This window comes from Microbacterium sp. ER1 (genome assembly GCF_023383675.1).
Classification (GTDB): Bacteria; Actinomycetota; Actinomycetes; order Actinomycetales; family Microbacteriaceae; genus Microbacterium.
The window spans coordinates 42,427-56,477 of the sequence record NZ_QCXO01000134.1 but is presented as its reverse complement, the minus strand read 5'-3'; the positions used below and the strand labels follow the sequence as shown (position 1 = coordinate 56,477).

13 protein-coding genes are annotated in these 14,051 nt (G+C 71.2%); 9 read left to right on the top strand and 4 right to left on the bottom strand.

Annotated elements, in window-relative coordinates; translation table 11 throughout:
* Nucleotides 1–35 precede the first annotated feature (35 nt).
* A complete protein-coding gene (locus BV453_RS08855) occupies nt 36–884 on the bottom strand; it encodes a GAP family protein (protein WP_029989914.1) in 849 nt (282 codons plus the stop codon).
* 115 nt (nt 885–999) lie between these two features.
* Between BV453_RS08855 and BV453_RS08850 the strand changes: the two genes are divergently transcribed.
* Nucleotides 1,000–2,196 (top strand): sensor histidine kinase, encoded by a 1,197-nt coding sequence (locus BV453_RS08850; protein WP_025105187.1) that lies wholly within the window; start codon nt 1,000–1,002, stop codon nt 2,194–2,196.
* A complete protein-coding gene (locus tag BV453_RS08845) occupies nt 2,193–2,837 on the top strand; it encodes a response regulator transcription factor (RefSeq protein WP_025105188.1) in 645 nt (214 codons plus the stop codon). Before BV453_RS08850 ends, BV453_RS08845 begins: the two co-directional genes overlap by 4 nt.
* Before the next feature lies 1 nt (nt 2,838).
* On the opposite strand, the gene BV453_RS08840 is transcribed toward BV453_RS08845, so the two are convergent.
* Complete coding sequence (locus BV453_RS08840; protein WP_025105189.1) at nt 2,839–4,077, bottom strand: MFS transporter; 1,239 nt, start codon at nt 4,075–4,077, stop codon at nt 2,839–2,841.
* Nucleotides 4,078–4,137: 60 nt separating this feature from the next.
* Between BV453_RS08840 and BV453_RS08835 the strand changes: the two genes are divergently transcribed.
* Entirely contained in the window at nt 4,138–5,199 is a 1,062-nt protein-coding gene (locus BV453_RS08835) for a LacI family DNA-binding transcriptional regulator (protein WP_249521398.1), read from the top strand.
* 13 nt (nt 5,200–5,212) lie between these two features.
* Here BV453_RS08835 and BV453_RS08830 read toward each other — a convergent pair whose 3' ends face one another.
* Complete coding sequence (locus tag BV453_RS08830; protein WP_249521397.1) at nt 5,213–6,715, bottom strand: hypothetical protein; 1,503 nt, start codon at nt 6,713–6,715, stop codon at nt 5,213–5,215.
* A 120-nt stretch (nt 6,716–6,835) separates the two neighbouring features.
* Between BV453_RS08830 and BV453_RS08825 the strand changes: the two genes are divergently transcribed.
* From BV453_RS08825 to mnhG, 6 genes are read left to right on the top strand one after another with little or no spacing between them, the layout of a single operon-like run.
* On the top strand, nt 6,836–9,808 hold the full coding sequence (locus BV453_RS08825) for a Na+/H+ antiporter subunit A (RefSeq protein WP_249521396.1): 2,973 nt from the start codon (nt 6,836–6,838) through the stop codon (nt 9,806–9,808).
* Nucleotides 9,808–10,398, top strand: coding sequence for a Na(+)/H(+) antiporter subunit C (locus tag BV453_RS08820; RefSeq protein WP_025105193.1), 591 nt, complete (start codon nt 9,808–9,810; stop codon nt 10,396–10,398). The genes BV453_RS08825 and BV453_RS08820 overlap by 1 nt, the downstream gene beginning before the upstream one ends.
* On the top strand, nt 10,395–11,948 hold the full coding sequence (locus BV453_RS08815; protein ID WP_249521395.1) for a Na+/H+ antiporter subunit D: 1,554 nt from the start codon (nt 10,395–10,397) through the stop codon (nt 11,946–11,948). Before BV453_RS08820 ends, BV453_RS08815 begins: the two co-directional genes overlap by 4 nt.
* The gene (locus BV453_RS08810; RefSeq protein WP_062637626.1) at nt 11,945–12,538 is read left to right on the top strand and encodes a Na+/H+ antiporter subunit E; all 594 of its coding nucleotides are present in this window, start codon (nt 11,945–11,947) and stop codon (nt 12,536–12,538) included. Before BV453_RS08815 ends, BV453_RS08810 begins: the two co-directional genes overlap by 4 nt.
* Entirely contained in the window at nt 12,535–12,804 is a 270-nt protein-coding gene (locus BV453_RS08805; protein WP_025105196.1) for a monovalent cation/H+ antiporter complex subunit F, read from the top strand. Before BV453_RS08810 ends, BV453_RS08805 begins: the two co-directional genes overlap by 4 nt.
* Nucleotides 12,801–13,190, top strand: coding sequence for a monovalent cation/H(+) antiporter subunit G (gene mnhG / locus BV453_RS08800; protein WP_025105197.1), 390 nt, complete (start codon nt 12,801–12,803; stop codon nt 13,188–13,190). Before BV453_RS08805 ends, mnhG begins: the two co-directional genes overlap by 4 nt.
* A 66-nt stretch (nt 13,191–13,256) precedes the next feature.
* Here the strand turns inward: mnhG and BV453_RS08795 are convergent, their stop codons facing one another.
* Nucleotides 13,257–14,018 carry an alpha/beta fold hydrolase gene (locus BV453_RS08795; protein ID WP_249521394.1) on the bottom strand — a complete coding sequence of 254 codons (762 nt, stop codon included), beginning with the start codon at nt 14,016–14,018 and terminating at the stop codon, nt 13,257–13,259.
* Nucleotides 14,019–14,051 lie beyond the last annotated feature (33 nt).

The following is a 14,051-nucleotide window of genomic DNA, read 5'->3' as shown; positions in this document are numbered from 1 at the left end:
CCGACGAGCCTACTTCGTCGTCGCCGGTCACGCGGTCAGAGGAACGCATCGAAGAGTCCGAGCTCCGTCGCGGCCGAGCGGGCGATGAGGAAGCCGATGATGCCGATGATCCACGCCGTGTTCTCCGCGCCCGTCCGCTCCATCCAGGCAGCGAAGCGCTCCAGCGGACGCTGCACGAGCGGGGCCGCCACGAGTCGGAGCACGAGGAGCACGAGCGCCGGGGCGATCATCAGCGCGCAGTACCCGGCGAGGGAGAGCACCCGGAGCGGCGTGTCGACGCCGGCGTCCGCGAGCATCGTCATCGCCACGATGTACGGGAGCATCGTCGCGACCTCCACGAGCCCCGCGGCGATGGCGACGGCCATGACCGCGAACCCCCGAGTCTGCGGGTCGAGCAGGCGTTCCCGCCACCGAACGATCCGACCGGGACGCGCAGCGGCCGTCGCGGCGGCGGACGGAACGGGAGGGGATGCCGGGGCGTTCGGCCCGGACAGCGGTTCGCCGGCCGGTCCGCCGGGGCCGGTCGCCGCGGTGGTGGCCGCGGGCGCTCCGACCGGCGCCGCCTCCGCAGGCTTCGTCGGCATCACGAAGGCGGTGACGAGCAGCGCGGCACCGACGACGAGACGGGTGATCATGCCCGCGGGAGAGCTCAGGAAGTCGGAGGCGACGTCGACGAGGTTCACCAGCCCCCAGAGGAAGAGGAGCCCGACCACGAGATAGAACACGGCGATCGTCGCGAGATAGAGGAGGATCCGTCCGGCGCGTACGCGTCCGGGGTGCAGGAGGAGGAAGACCGGGATGAGCAGCGTCCCGACGCTCAGACCGTCGATGAGCGCGAGCACGGCGAGGGAGAGGGGCAGCGGCAGCCCGCCGAAGAGTTCCATGCTTCCACGATCCCGGCGGCACGCCGAGCGCGGATCGGGCGAAAGTCGGGGTCGTCCGGATGCCCTCATCCTTTGGTCGGATGCGACGCCGATCGCGCCGTGGTTGCATGAGGACATGCACGATCCGGCCGACGGAGGGCCCGCCGCCTGGTACCGGCGGCACCGGTGGTGGGTGGACCCGCTGGGCATGGCCGCTCTCGCGACGGTCATGGCGGCGCTCGGGTTCCACGGCATCTGGGGACCCTTCTCCCTTCTACCGGAGGACGTCTCGCCGTGGTGGGCCCTGGTTCTCGCGATCCCGGCCTGCGCTCTCGCGCTCGGCAAGCGGCGTCATCCGTGGACGGTGCTCGCGCTCGTCGCCGGGCTCTTCGTCGCCGACCTCCTCACCGTCGGCGGCGTCGGGACACTCGTGGTGCTGCTGGATGTGCTGTGGACGGCGGCCTTCCTCGCCGGCCCACGCGGGCGCCGCGTGCTGCTCGTGCTCCTGGGCGCGGCGACCGTCGTCCTCTTCCTCGCCGCCCTGCTCCTCTCGGCGGCGACGCCCGCGGTCGCGGTCCTGTTCGCGGTGCAGTTCGGCGCGATCTTCGGTACGGACTACTGGTGGGCGGTGGCGGTGTCGCAGGCGCACGAGTTGGCCGACCTGCACCGTCAGCGGGCGGAGGACGCCGCAGCGACCGCCGCCCGAGATCGGGCACAGGCCGTGCAGCGCGAGCGCGAGGCGATGGCGCGCGAACTCCACGATGTGGTGGCGGGGCACGTGATGGCCATGGCCATCCGGGCGGAGGCGGCGCTCGCCGCGCCCGCGGCACGGTCGGACGATCGCGCCGCGCTGCAGGCCGTGCGCGATGCCGGGCTGGACGCGCACGGAGCCCTGCGCACCATGATCGGGGTGCTGCGCCGCGGCGACGGGGCGCTCGCGCCGACCCCGGGATGGGCCGACCTCGAGGGCCTCGCCGCGGAGGCCCGACGCTCGGGCTTGGACGTGCGCCTCGCCGTCGAGGATCCGGGTGCGCTCGGCGGCGGCGGAGAGCAGGCGGTCGTGCGGGTGGTGCGTGAGGCGTTGGGGAACTGCGTCCGCCATGCGAACGGCGCCGTGGTCGACGTGGCCATCGGCCCTGTCGACGGTCAGGCGCACGTGACGGTGCGGTCGCGAGGCGGCGCGCCGACCGTCACCGCCGGGCAAGGCGGCGAGGGGTGGGGGCTGCAGATGCTTCGCGAGCGCATCACCGCGCTGGGCGGGACGTTCCGGGCCGGTGCGGAACCCGACGGCTGGCTGGTCGAGGCGCGACTGCCGGTGGGGGGCCGGGCATGACCGCACCGACCGTGCTGCTCGCCGACGACCACGGCGCGATCCGGGCCGGCCTGCGCATCATGCTGGAGACGCACGACATCACGGTCGTCGGGGAGGCCGCCGACGGCGAGGTGGCCGTGCGCAACGCCGCAGCGCTCCGGCCGGATGTCGTCCTCATGGATCTGCGCATGCCGGGACGCGACGGGGTCTCGGCCACCCGCGAGATCGTCGAGCGCGGACTGGGGGATGTGCTCGTCCTGACGAGCTTCGACGAGGACGAGCTCGTGCTCGCGGCGATCCGGGCGGGAGCGGTCGGATTCCTCCTGAAGACGGTCGACGCGCCGACTCTCGTCCAGGCGGTGCGTGCTGTCGCCGCCGGAGAGGGAGCGCTGGATCCGCGGGTCACACGCCGCGCGCTCGCCGCGGTGGCGGCGTCCACCCCGGAGCCGGCGCCGATGACGACGTTCGCGCTGCCGGAGCTGACGCCCCGGGAGCGCGACGTCCTCGACGGGATCCTGCAGGGGTGGTCGAACGCCCAGCTCGCCGCGCGCCTGCGGATCTCCGTCCCGACGGTGAAGACGCACGTCTCGAACGTCCTCACCAAGCTCGGCGCGCGCAGCCGGTCGCACGCGGCCGCGCTCGTCCGCGGGGTCGAGGACTGAGTCAGCCCTCGACGGTCGGAACCGCCGGAGCCTTCTCCTCCGCGCGGAGCGGGCGGGCGGCGCCGGAGAAGAGCCCGGAGAGCACCACGAGCGCGACGAGGATGAAGAGCGTATTGAGCAGTCCGATGTGCTCGCTGATGACCCCGAGCACGGGCGGGCCGCCGAGGAACGCCACGTAGCCGATGGTCGCCGCCGCGCTCACCCGTGCTGCGGCCTTGGCGGGATCGTCCGCGGCGGCCGACATGCCGAGGGGGAAGCCGAGCGACGCGCCGATGCCCCACAGCGCCGCGCCGACGAGGACCAGCGGCAGCGTGGGCGCGAGGATGAACAGCAGGATTCCGGTGGCGGCGGTCGCGGCCAGGATGCGCAGCACCAGCACCCGGCCGAAGCGGTCGACCAGCGGTCCACCGAAGAGGCGGACCACGGTCATGCCGACGGAGAAGACCGCCAGGGCGACGGCCCCGGTGCCCTCCGCGAAGCCGTGTCCCTGCTCCGTGCCCAGGGCGATCCAGTCGTTGGCTCCGCCCTCCGCGAAGGACATGCCGAGCATGACGGTTCCCAGCAGATACGTGCGCGGTTCGCGCCAGGCCTCGAGCGCCGTGTGCATCCGCTGGCGGAACGGAGGCTTCTCGTGGTCCTCGGGGTCGAGCGCGGCCTCGCGGACGGGCACCTGGAAGAAGCAGACGACGGCGATCACGGCGATGAGGACGCCCATCGACACCGCGTGCGTGCCGACGTCGACCTGGAGGGCCGCGGCGAGGGCGCCGATGCCGGCGCCGAGCACGGTGCCGAAGCTGAAGAACGCGTGGAAGACCGGCAGGATGGTGCGGCCCATCTGCTGCTCGATGGCGGTGGCCTCGACGTTCATCATGACGTCGACGCAGCCGTTGCCGAAGCCGAAGAGCACCATGCCGATGAGGACGACCGGCACGGAACCGAAGACGGTCGCGCCGAGGCCGACGAGCGCGATGCCCGTGGCGAACGTGAGCATCGCCAGGAGCATCCCGCGCCGCGCACCGGTCCGGGCCATGACGGCGGGGCTGGTCGAGATGCCGAGGATGGACGCCACGCCCATGCCCAGGAGGATCAGGCCGACCTGCGCATTGTCGAGGTCGAGCGCCTCCTTGATCCCGGGCACGCGGGAGGCCCAGGTCGCGATCGAGAGGCCGCTGGCGAGGAAGATGGCGAAGATCGCGGTGCGCCAGCGCACGAACTGCGAACGGGAAAGGGCGGTGTCCATGGCGGACAGCCTATCGAATCGATTCGACCTTGCGCGACCGAACCGGGTTATCCTCGGAGTATGACCAGGGAGACGCCGCGCCGGCCCACGATCGCCGATGTGGCTCGCGAGGCGGGGGTCGCCACCTCGACCGCGTCGGTCGTCTTCAGCGGCAAGGCCAAGGTCGCACCCGCCACCCGCGACCGGGTGCTGGCCGCCGCGACCGACCTCGGCTACACGGGGCCCGACCCGCGCGCCGCCTCCCTCCGCCGCGGACGCAGCGGCATCGTGGCGGTGGTCCTCGAGGGGCATCTGCGCGCCGCCTTCCTCGACCCCGTGACGACCGCCATGATGGACGGCCTCACCGACGGCCTGGCCGACCTCAGCGCCGGAATCCTCCTCATGCGCGACGAGCCGGGCGAGGACGGCTCGGCCATCGCGAGCGCCCCCGTCGACGCGGTGGTGCTCATCGGCTGCTCGGGGCGCACCCGCGCGTCCCTGGAGATCGTGCGCGGACGGGGTCTCCCGGTCGTCGTCATCGAGGGGGACGCGGGGCTCGACGTCCCGCGCATCACCCTGGACAACGTCGCCGCCTCCGCCGAGATCGCCCGGCACATGCGCGACCTCGGACACCGGGACGTCGCGCTCGTCACGCTCTCGCTGGACGCCGAGCGCGAGCGCACCCTCATCACGCCGGAGCGTCTGGCCCGCGCCACCGTCGACGTGACGGTCGACCGCCTCGCCGGCATGCGGGAGGTCTTCCCGGACGCACCGGCGATCTCGGCCTCGGGCAGCCTCATCGACGAGGGCATCCTCGTCGGGCGGATGCTGCTCGCCGATCCCTCCGCCCGCCCGACCGCCGTGCTCGCGCAGAGCGACCTGCTGGCCGTCGGTGTGATCCGCGCCGCGGAGGAGCTCGGACTCCGCGTTCCCGAAGACCTCTCGGTCGCGGGTTTCGACGGCATCCCCCTCGACGGCCTCGGCGACCTCACCCTCACCACGAGCGTGCAGCCGGCGGTGGAGAAGGGCAGGGCGGCGGGAGAGCAGGTCGCCAGGATGCTGCGCGGTGAGCCGGGCATCACGCAGGACCTGCACTGCGTCTTCCGCGCCGGCACCACGACCGCGCCGCCTCCGTCGCGCTGACCGCGCGCACCGGTCAGGAGCGAACGGGTCCGAGGGGAAGCGTCGCCGGGGCGTAGTCGAGGATGCGGTATCGCCCGCACGCGATGACGGCTGTCGGGGCCGCAGCGGTCGGCAGGTTCCACGCCACCGTCTGCGCGTCCTCGACGAGGAACGACACCTCCCCCGCCGCGAAGTCGCGGCGGTCCACCAGCCACGCGTACCCGTGGAGCTCGTGGTCGACCTGCACGAGCCGGGCCGGGTCGGTCGCGTGCAGCTTCGGCAGCCGCACGGTCCAGAACTGTCCTGCCCCGGTGCGCCCCGACGAGTCCACCCAGTCCGTGACGCAGGCGAGGTCGGGGTCGGGAGCGCTCGCCGCCTGGACGATGCGGGGTACGGACGCGGAGCCGCCGACGAGGAGGACGACGGCGACGACGGCGGAGACGACCCGCGTCAGCGTGGCTCGCCGCGTCCGGACGCGCGGCAGGGTGAGGAGAGCCAGGATCGGGGCGAAGACGAGCGGCTGCAGGTATCGCGCCGCGTGCGTCCCCGCCGCGATGCCGCCGACGAGCACGATGAGCGGGAGTGCCCAGGCGGCCGTGGCCACCAGGCGGTCACCGGCGTCCGACGCGTGGGCCGTCCGCACGACCGCGAGCAGCGTCAGCGCCAGGACGGCGACCGTGCCGAGCACCCCGCCGGGGGACGACAGCCGATCGATCGCGAGGTCGGCGTAGTACGCGGCGGAGTGGATCCATTCCGCGGGCTGGATGTAGCCCGCGCCGGAGTTCGCGATCCATGCCGAGAAGGGAATGCGACCGAGGAAGCCGAGGATGCTGCCCCCGACCAGCGCGGCGATCAGCGCGAGACCCCGGCGCCGGACCGCGAGAGTGGTGAGACAGAAGCCGCCCAGGACGAGGGAGAGCGGCACCGTGGCCCAAGCGGCGAACAGCGGATTGCTCAGGGTCGCCACCGTCGCGACCATCCCCAGAGACACGGGCAGTGCCGCACCCTTGCGGGGGCGATCGAGGAAACGCCGACACAGGCCGACGGCGAGCAACACGCCCACGACGGTCGCGGAGTAGTACGTGGTCGTCAGCATCAGCGATGCGAGTTCGAGCGCGTCGCGGGACGGCGAGGACTCCGTGGCGATGAGGAGACAGAACACGGCGAGGGCGCCGACCGACCAGGCGACCGGTGCGCGACCCTCGACGCGCCGCCCGGCGACGAGCCGGATCGCCCCGTAGAGCGCGAGGACGTTGACCACCGCATTGACCGCCAGCACGCCGTTCACGTCGAACGGCAGCACGGCATCGAGGGCCGTGAACACCGCGATCTCGGGGAGGAAGAGCACGCTGGACAGCGCCCAGTCGCCCCCACCCCCATCCAGGATCGATCGGCCGACGAGGGCCACGATCAGCGAGTCCCCGTCGTCGAACATCAGGATCGATCGGGGTGACGTCGCCAGGTGTCCCACGGCGAGCAGCGCCAGCGCCAGCGCGGCCGCCCACCCCGCCAGCTCGCGCCCCCAGACCCGCCGCATGCGACCACTCTGACACGCGATCTCGAAGCTCGCGGGGCCGACAGGCGCCTCGGCCCGGTAAACTGTACGGAGACCGCCCGCCTGAGCCACACGGCCGACGAGCCCCGAGGAGCCGCGTATATGCTGATGCTCCTCGCAGTGTTCCTTCTCGGGTCGCTCTTGATGCCCGTCCTGGTGCGCTGGCTGGGAGCTCAGGCTTTCGCCGTCGCCGCCCTCGTCCCGGCCGCAGCGTTCGTGCATGCACTCGTGCTCACGCCGCAGGTGCTCGACGGCCCCGTGCCGTTCGTCTCCGTGCCGTGGATCCCGCAGCTCGGACTGAACCTGTCCATGAACATGGACGTCCTCGGGTGGGTCCTCACGCTCATCGTCACGGGCGTCGGCGCGCTGGTGCTCCTCTACTGCCGCTGGTACTTCCACGACGAGGCCGCCGGCATCGGGCAGTTCGCGGGCGTCCTCCTCGCGTTCGCGGGGGCGATGTACGGTCTGGTCCTCACCGACGACCTCGTGATGCTCGTGATGTTCTGGGAGGCCACGAGCATCCTCTCCTATCTCCTCATCGGTCACTACCGCCGCCGCGCCGCCAGCCGACGCGCCGCGCTGCAGGCCCTCCTCGTGACCACCCTGGGCGGACTGGTGATGTTCGTCGGCGTCGTGCTGCTCGTCGTCGACACCGGGACGTCGAGCATCCGGGAGATCCTCGCCATCGCGCCGACCGGCCCGATCGTCGATGCGGCGATCGTCATGCTCCTGATCGGCGCCATCAGCAAGTCGGCGCTGTTCCCCTTCCACTTCTGGCTGCCCGGCGCCATGGCGGCCCCCACCCCGGTCAGCGCCTACCTGCACGCGGCGGCCATGGTGAAGGCAGGCATCTACCTCATCGCCCGCTTCGCGCCCATCTTCGCCTTCAGCCCGACGTGGCGGCCGATCGTGCTCACGCTCGGCATCCTCACCATGCTGCTCGGCGGCATCCAGGCGCTGCGGGAGACCGACCTCAAGCGCGTGCTCGCGTTCGGCACCGTGAGCCAGCTCGGCTTCTTCGCGGTCGTCGTCGGCTACGGCACGCAGGCGGCGGCGCTCGCCGGCATCGCCCTCGTGATCGGGCACGCGCTGTTCAAGTCGGCGCTGTTCCTCATCGTCGGCGTGATCGACCGGCAGCTCTCCACCCGTGACGTGACCGAGCTCTCCGGCGTCGGCCGCCAGGCACCGGTCATGGCCACGGCCGCGTTCATCGCCGTGGCGTCGATGGCCGGCGTGGCCCCGACCATCGGATTCGTGGCGAAGGAATCGACGCTCACGGCACTCCTGGACGACGCCCTCGGCGGCTCGGTGTGGGGCCTCGTCGCCCTGATCGGCGTCGCTCTCGGATCCATGCTCACTGCGGCATATGGCGTCCGCTTCCTCTGGGGCGCGTTCTGGACCAAGCGCGATGCCGACGGACAGCGGCAGCCGGACACGGTCTGGCCCGACCCCCCGGTGGGTTTCCTCTCCGCGCCGATCATCCTCGCCGGAGTGACGCTCGCCGCGGGTATCGGCGCCCCGGCCCTCGACGTCGCCCTGCAGCCGTATGCGCTGACCGCGACCCCGGGACTCGACCACGAGGGGGCAGCCGTCGAGGGACCTGGTCACCTCGCCCTCTGGCACGGCCTCGAGCCCGCTCTCGGCATCTCGATCCTGTCGATCCTGCTCGGCATCGGACTCTTCCTGCTCACGCGCCGGACCGGGTGGGACCGCCGCCCCCGCCTGCTGCCGTTCACCGCCGCCGACGCCTATTACGTGGTGATGCGCGGCATCGACAGGCTCTCGGTGCTGAGCACGACGCTCACCCAGCGCGGCTCGCTGCCCGTCTACGTGGGGACGATCTTCGTCGTCTTCGTCGCCGCCGAGGTCACCGCGCTGGTGGCGAGCGACATCGACCGCTACCAGCTCTCGCTGTGGCACACGCCGGCCCAGCTCGCCGTCGCCCCGATCATGGCCGTCGCCGGCGTCGTGGCGGTGCGTGCGCGCAAGCGCTACACCGGCGTCGTGCTCGCCTCGGTCACCGGTCTGGGCATGGTCGTGCTCTTCGCCACCAGCGGGGCACCGGATCTCGCGCTCACCCAGATCCTCGTCGAGACGGTGACGATGGTGACCTTCGCGCTCGTCCTGCGCCGACTGCCGGCGCGCATGGGCGAGCACAACGCCTCCGTGAGCCGCATCCCGCGCGCTCTCCTCGGCATCGGCGTCGGCCTCACCATGGCGTTCGTCGCCGTCGTCGCGACCCAGTCCCGCGTGGCGGACCCGATCTCGGCGATCTTCCCGGAGATCGCGTACGAGATCGGCCACGGCAAGAACGTGGTCAACGTGGCGCTCGTCGACCTCCGCGGCTGGGACACGATGGGCGAGCTCTCCGTGCTCGTGCTCGCCGCGACCGGTGTCGCCTCACTCGTGTTCGTCACGCACCGCGCCGATCTCCTCGCCGCCACGAAGACCCTGCCCCGCTCGGTGCGGAAGTCCGCGCGCAGTCGGCCACTCGTGGAGACCACGGACGGCGTGCGGTTCCAGACCGCGGAGAACCGCTCGGCGCCGCGCGCCTGGCTCGTCGGTGGCCAGAAGATGAAGCCCGAGAACCGGTCGATCCTGCTCGAGGTCATCGTCCGCATCCTGTTCCACACGATCATCGTCGTGTCGATCTTCCTGCTCTTCGCCGGGCACAACCTCCCCGGCGGCGGCTTCGCGGGCGGGCTCGTCGCCGGCATGGCGCTCGTCATGCGCTACATCGCGGGAGGGCGCTGGGAGCTGGGCGCTGCGGCGCCGACCGATGCCGGTCGCCTCCTCGGCACGGGTCTGATCCTCGCCGTGGGCACCGCGGTCGTGCCGCTGTTCTTCGGCCTCGCGCCGCTCACCAGCACCTTCTGGGAGTGGGAGATCCCCGGCATCGGGCACATGGAGTTCGTCACCTCGACCATCTTCGACATCGGCGTGTACCTCGTCGTGATCGGACTCGTCCTCGACGTGCTCCGCAGCCTCGGTGCGGAGGTCGACCGACAGGCCGCGCTCCGCCCCGGCGAGAGCACCGCCGTCGACTTCTCCTCGCGGACCGGGGGGAACGGCTGATGGACGTCTCGCTCGCCCTCATCGCGATCATGGCCGTGCTCTTCGCCTGCGGCGTGTACGCGATGCTGGAGCGCAGCCTCACCCGCGTCCTCATCGGTTTCCTCCTGCTCGGCAACGCCACGAACCTCCTGCTGCTCATCGTGATGGGCGTGCCGGGCAACGCGCCGTTCTTCGGCACCGAGGGCGACCTGAGCGACCCGCTGCCGCAGGCCCTGACGCTCACCGCCATCGTCATCACGTTCGCAGTCTCCGCGTTCCTGCTCGCGCTCATCTACCGGTCGTGGCAGCTCGGCCAGGCGGACACGGTCGAGGACGACGAGGCCGACATCGCGCTGCGCGAGCGCACCGACGCCGACGAAGACCTCATGGACGACGAGTCCGAGTCGGGCGACGACGACGCCACCACCGACTTCGTGGGCGTGCAGACCGCTCCGATCACCGTCCTGCACATGCGCGACAACCCGGCGATCCACGATGACGCGCCGTACGACGCGCCCTTCGTCCCCGAGCCGGAGCCCGAACCCGATGGCGCCGCCGACGGCGCTGCAGACCGGGACGACGACACGACAGACGGGGAGGGCAGGCCATGACCACGCTCGTCCCGCTCCTCGTCGCCCTGCCGCTCCTCGGTGCGGCGATCACCCTGGTCTTCGGTCGCAATGCGCGCCTGCAGGTGTTCGTCACCGTCGCGACACTCGCGGTCGTGTCCGTCATCGCGGCGGTGCTGCTCGTCGTCGTCGACGCGGGCTCCCCGCTGGCGGTCTCGGTGGGCGGGTGGCCGGTGCCGTTCGGGATCGTCCTCTACGTCGACCGTCTCGCCGCGCTCCTGGTGCTCGTCTCCAGCGTGGTGCTGCTCGCGGTCCTCCTCTTCTCCATCGGTCAGGGCGTGGCCGACGGGGCGGACGAGACCCCGATCTCGATCTTCAACCCCTCGTACCTGATCCTCGCCGCCGGCATCTTCAACGCCTTCATCGCCGGCGACCTGTTCAACCTGTACGTCGGGTTCGAGATCCTCCTCGTGGCCTCGTACGTGCTGATCACCCTGGGCAGCACGGAGTCGCGCATCCGCACCGGCGCGGTCTACATCGTCGTCTCGCTCGTGTCGTCGATCCTGTTCCTCGCGTCGATCGCGATGATCTACGGCGCCCTCGGCACGGTCAACATGGCCCAGATCGCCGAGCGGATGGCGGAGCTGCCGCAGGACACGCAGCTCGTGCTGCACCTCATGCTCGTGGTCGCCTTCGGGATCAAGGCCGCGATCTTCCCCGTGTCGTTCTGGCTGCCCGACTCCTACCCGACGGCCCCCGCGCCGGTGACCGCCGTGTTCGCCGGCCTGCTGACCAAGGTCGGCGTGTACGCGCTGATCCGGACGGAGACGCAGCTCTTCGCCTCGAACAGCATCGACACGCTGCTGCTCATCATCGCGCTGGCGACGATGATCGTCGGGGTCCTCGGCGCCGTCGCGCAGGCCGAGCTCAAGCGGATCCTGTCGTTCACGCTCGTCAGCCACGTCGGCTACATGATCTTCGGTCTCGCGATCGCGACCCCGGCGGCGATCGGCGCGACCGTGTACTACATCGTCCACCACATCGTCGTGCAGACCACCCTGTTCCTCGCGGTGGGACTCATCGAACGTCGGGCCGGCAGCACCTCCATCCTCCGGGTCAAGGGTCTGCTCAAGATCGCTCCCGTGATCGCGCTGCTGTACTTCATCCCGGCGATCAACCTCGGTGGTCTGCCGCCGTTCTCCGGGTTCATCGGCAAGTTCGCCCTGTTCGAAGCGGCCGCGTCCGTGGGCACGCCGCTCATGATCGTGCTCATCTTCGGCGGCATCATCACGTCGCTGCTCACCCTCTACGCCCTCATGAGGGCCTGGAACCTCGCCTTCTGGCGTGAGGAGGAGGACTCGACCGAGACCGAGGGGCGCATCTCGTACCTCACCGGAGCCCCCGCCGCGGATGAGCAGCAGGAGCGCCGGCACATCCCCAAGATCATGACGGTGGCCACCGCCGGGATGGTCACCGTGACGGTGGCCCTGACGATCTTCGCCGGACCGCTGTACGCTCTGTGCGACCGTATCGGGGCGGGCCTGCTGCAGCCGGTCAACCTCGTCCAGCTGGAAGACGAGGTGGAGGGATGAGCCCCGAGACCAAGAGCGTCTGGCGGGACATCGGCATGCAGCTGCCGTTCCTCGCCTGGCTGATCGTGCTGTGGATGCTGCTGTGGGCCCAGTTCACGGTGCTCTCCTTCCTCACGGGGCTCGTGGTGGCGATCTTCGTGACGCGGGTGTTCCGCCTGCCCACGGTCGAGCTCTCCGGCCGCATCAACCTCTGGTACGGCGCGCTGTTCGTCGTGCAGTTCCTCTTCGCGATCCTCCGTGGCGCGCTCTCGGTGACGGTGCAGGTGTTCGACTTCCGCCGTCAGCCCGGCACCGCCATCATCGCGGTGCCGCTCCGCTATGCCGACGACCTCGTCATGACGCACGTCGCCGTGGTGTCGTCGCTCATCCCGGGCTCCCTGGTGGTCGAGGCCGATCGCGACCGCGGGATCCTCTACCTGCACGTGATCGGCGTGCGCAGCCGGGAGGACGTCGAGAAGCAGCGGCAGGGCGTGCTCGGCTGGGAGAAGCGCATCGTCCGGGCGCTCGGCAATCCGACCCAGTACCGGGCGCTCAAGGCCGACGAACGTGCCGGCCGCATCGACCCCGCGACGATCGGCGGTGCCCGATGAACACCCTGCTCCTCATCATCCTCGCCGTGTTCGGTGTGGCCGCGATCCTCGCCGTCATCCGCATCGTGCGTGGTCCGTCGATCCTCGACCGTGCCGTCGCCGCCGACGTGCTGCTGACCGAGGTCATGTGCGTGCTCGGCGCCGAGATGGCCATCAACGGCCACACCCGCAACATCCCCGTGCTCCTCATCATCGCGGCGGTCGGTGTGTTCGGATCGATCGCGGTCGCCCGGTTCGTCGCGAGAAGGGACAACACGACACCATGAACGTGTTCGGTCTGATGATCCCTGACGCCGTCGTCGACGTGGCGGTGCTCGTGCTCATCCTGCTCGGGGCGATCCTCTGCCTCTCCGCCTCCGTGGGGCTCCTGCACTTCCGCGACGTGCCCACGCGACTGCACGCCGCGACGAAGCCGCAGGTGCTCGGGCTGCTGCTGATCTGCGTGGCGATCGCGCTGTCGCAGCGGTCCGTCGGCGGTGTGCTGTTCGGCCTCGTGCTCGTCGCCCCCGTGGTGCTCATGCAGTTCGCGACTGCGCCCCTGTCCGCGCACATGGTGGGCCGGCAGGCCTACCGCAACGGCACGATCGAGCAGCGGGGTCTCGTCGTCGACGAGCTCGCCGAGTCGAAGCAGACCCCTCCCGCCGCCGGCTGACCGTTTCGAATCGCGCACTGTGCTCCATTTCGGCCGCAGATGCCGCACAGTGAGCGATTCGAAGGGCTAGGTGCGGGCGGCGAAGGCCTCGATGAGGCGGGCGGCGGGCTCGGAATCGCTGATGAGGGTGCCGTGTCCGTGGTCCGGGATGACGGCGAGCTCCGCCCCCGGGATGGCGTCGAGGATGTCCTGGCACCAGCTCATCGGGGCCAGCGGGTCGTCCTCGCCGCGCAGCACCAGCACCGGGCAGGCGATACGCACGAACGCCTTCTCCGGCTGATGCACGATGGTCGCCCGCATCTTGCGGATCAGGTGCGGGCCGCCGCGGAGGTACTCGCGGGCACCGCGCCAGATCACGAGGGGGCGCTCGCCCAGGAGGTCCTGGAGGAGGTAGCGGGCCTGGGCGCCGATGTTCCGTTCGGCCTTGTCGACGGTCGGGCCCGCCAGCACGACCCCGGCCACGAGGGACGGATGCCGGGCGGCGAGTTCCGCCGCGATCTGACTGCCCATGGAGTGCCCGATCACCACGACGGGATCCGCGTCGACATGCCGGAGATAGGCGGCCACCAGGTCCGCGTGCCGCTGCATCGTCAGCGTCCGCGTGGGCTCCGGGGCCTCGCCGAAGCCGGGGAGGTCGAGCGCGATCACCCGCCCCTGCAGCCGCTGGGTGAGGTCGAGGTAGACGCTGCGGCCCATGCCGATGCCGTGCAGCAGCAGATAGGTGGGCGGGCCGTCGCCGAAGGTCTCGGCGATCAGGGTCGCACCGCCGTGCTCGAACTCGAGGAGGGTGGCCGGCGTCCCCTTCGGGGCGAGGTAGCTGGTGGGCATCTGTCCACGCTAGCCGAGCACCCTCCACCCGCC

Bases quoted from the DNA above. Each gene is read 5' to 3' on its own strand.
- BV453_RS08795 (WP_249521394.1), bottom strand. From the start codon at position 14,018: ATGCCCACCAGCTACCTCGCCCCGAAGGGGACGCCGGCCACCCTCCTC.
- BV453_RS08855 (WP_029989914.1), bottom strand. From the start codon at position 884: ATGGAACTCTTCGGCGGGCTGCCGCTGCCCCTCTCCCTCGCCGTGCTC.
- BV453_RS08815 (WP_249521395.1), top strand. From the start codon at position 10,395: ATGACCACGCTCGTCCCGCTCCTCGTCGCCCTGCCGCTCCTCGGTGCG.
- BV453_RS08845 (WP_025105188.1), top strand. From the start codon at position 2,193: ATGACCGCACCGACCGTGCTGCTCGCCGACGACCACGGCGCGATCCGG.
- BV453_RS08830 (WP_249521397.1), bottom strand. From the start codon at position 6,715: ATGCGGCGGGTCTGGGGGCGCGAGCTGGCGGGGTGGGCGGCCGCGCTG.
- BV453_RS08840 (WP_025105189.1), bottom strand. From the start codon at position 4,077: ATGGACACCGCCCTTTCCCGTTCGCAGTTCGTGCGCTGGCGCACCGCG.
- BV453_RS08835 (WP_249521398.1), top strand. From the start codon at position 4,138: ATGACCAGGGAGACGCCGCGCCGGCCCACGATCGCCGATGTGGCTCGC.
- BV453_RS08850 (WP_025105187.1), top strand. From the start codon at position 1,000: ATGCACGATCCGGCCGACGGAGGGCCCGCCGCCTGGTACCGGCGGCAC.
- mnhG (WP_025105197.1), top strand. From the start codon at position 12,801: ATGAACGTGTTCGGTCTGATGATCCCTGACGCCGTCGTCGACGTGGCG.
- BV453_RS08805 (WP_025105196.1), top strand. From the start codon at position 12,535: ATGAACACCCTGCTCCTCATCATCCTCGCCGTGTTCGGTGTGGCCGCG.
- BV453_RS08820 (WP_025105193.1), top strand. From the start codon at position 9,808: ATGGACGTCTCGCTCGCCCTCATCGCGATCATGGCCGTGCTCTTCGCC.
- BV453_RS08810 (WP_062637626.1), top strand. From the start codon at position 11,945: ATGAGCCCCGAGACCAAGAGCGTCTGGCGGGACATCGGCATGCAGCTG.
- BV453_RS08825 (WP_249521396.1), top strand. From the start codon at position 6,836: ATGCTGATGCTCCTCGCAGTGTTCCTTCTCGGGTCGCTCTTGATGCCC.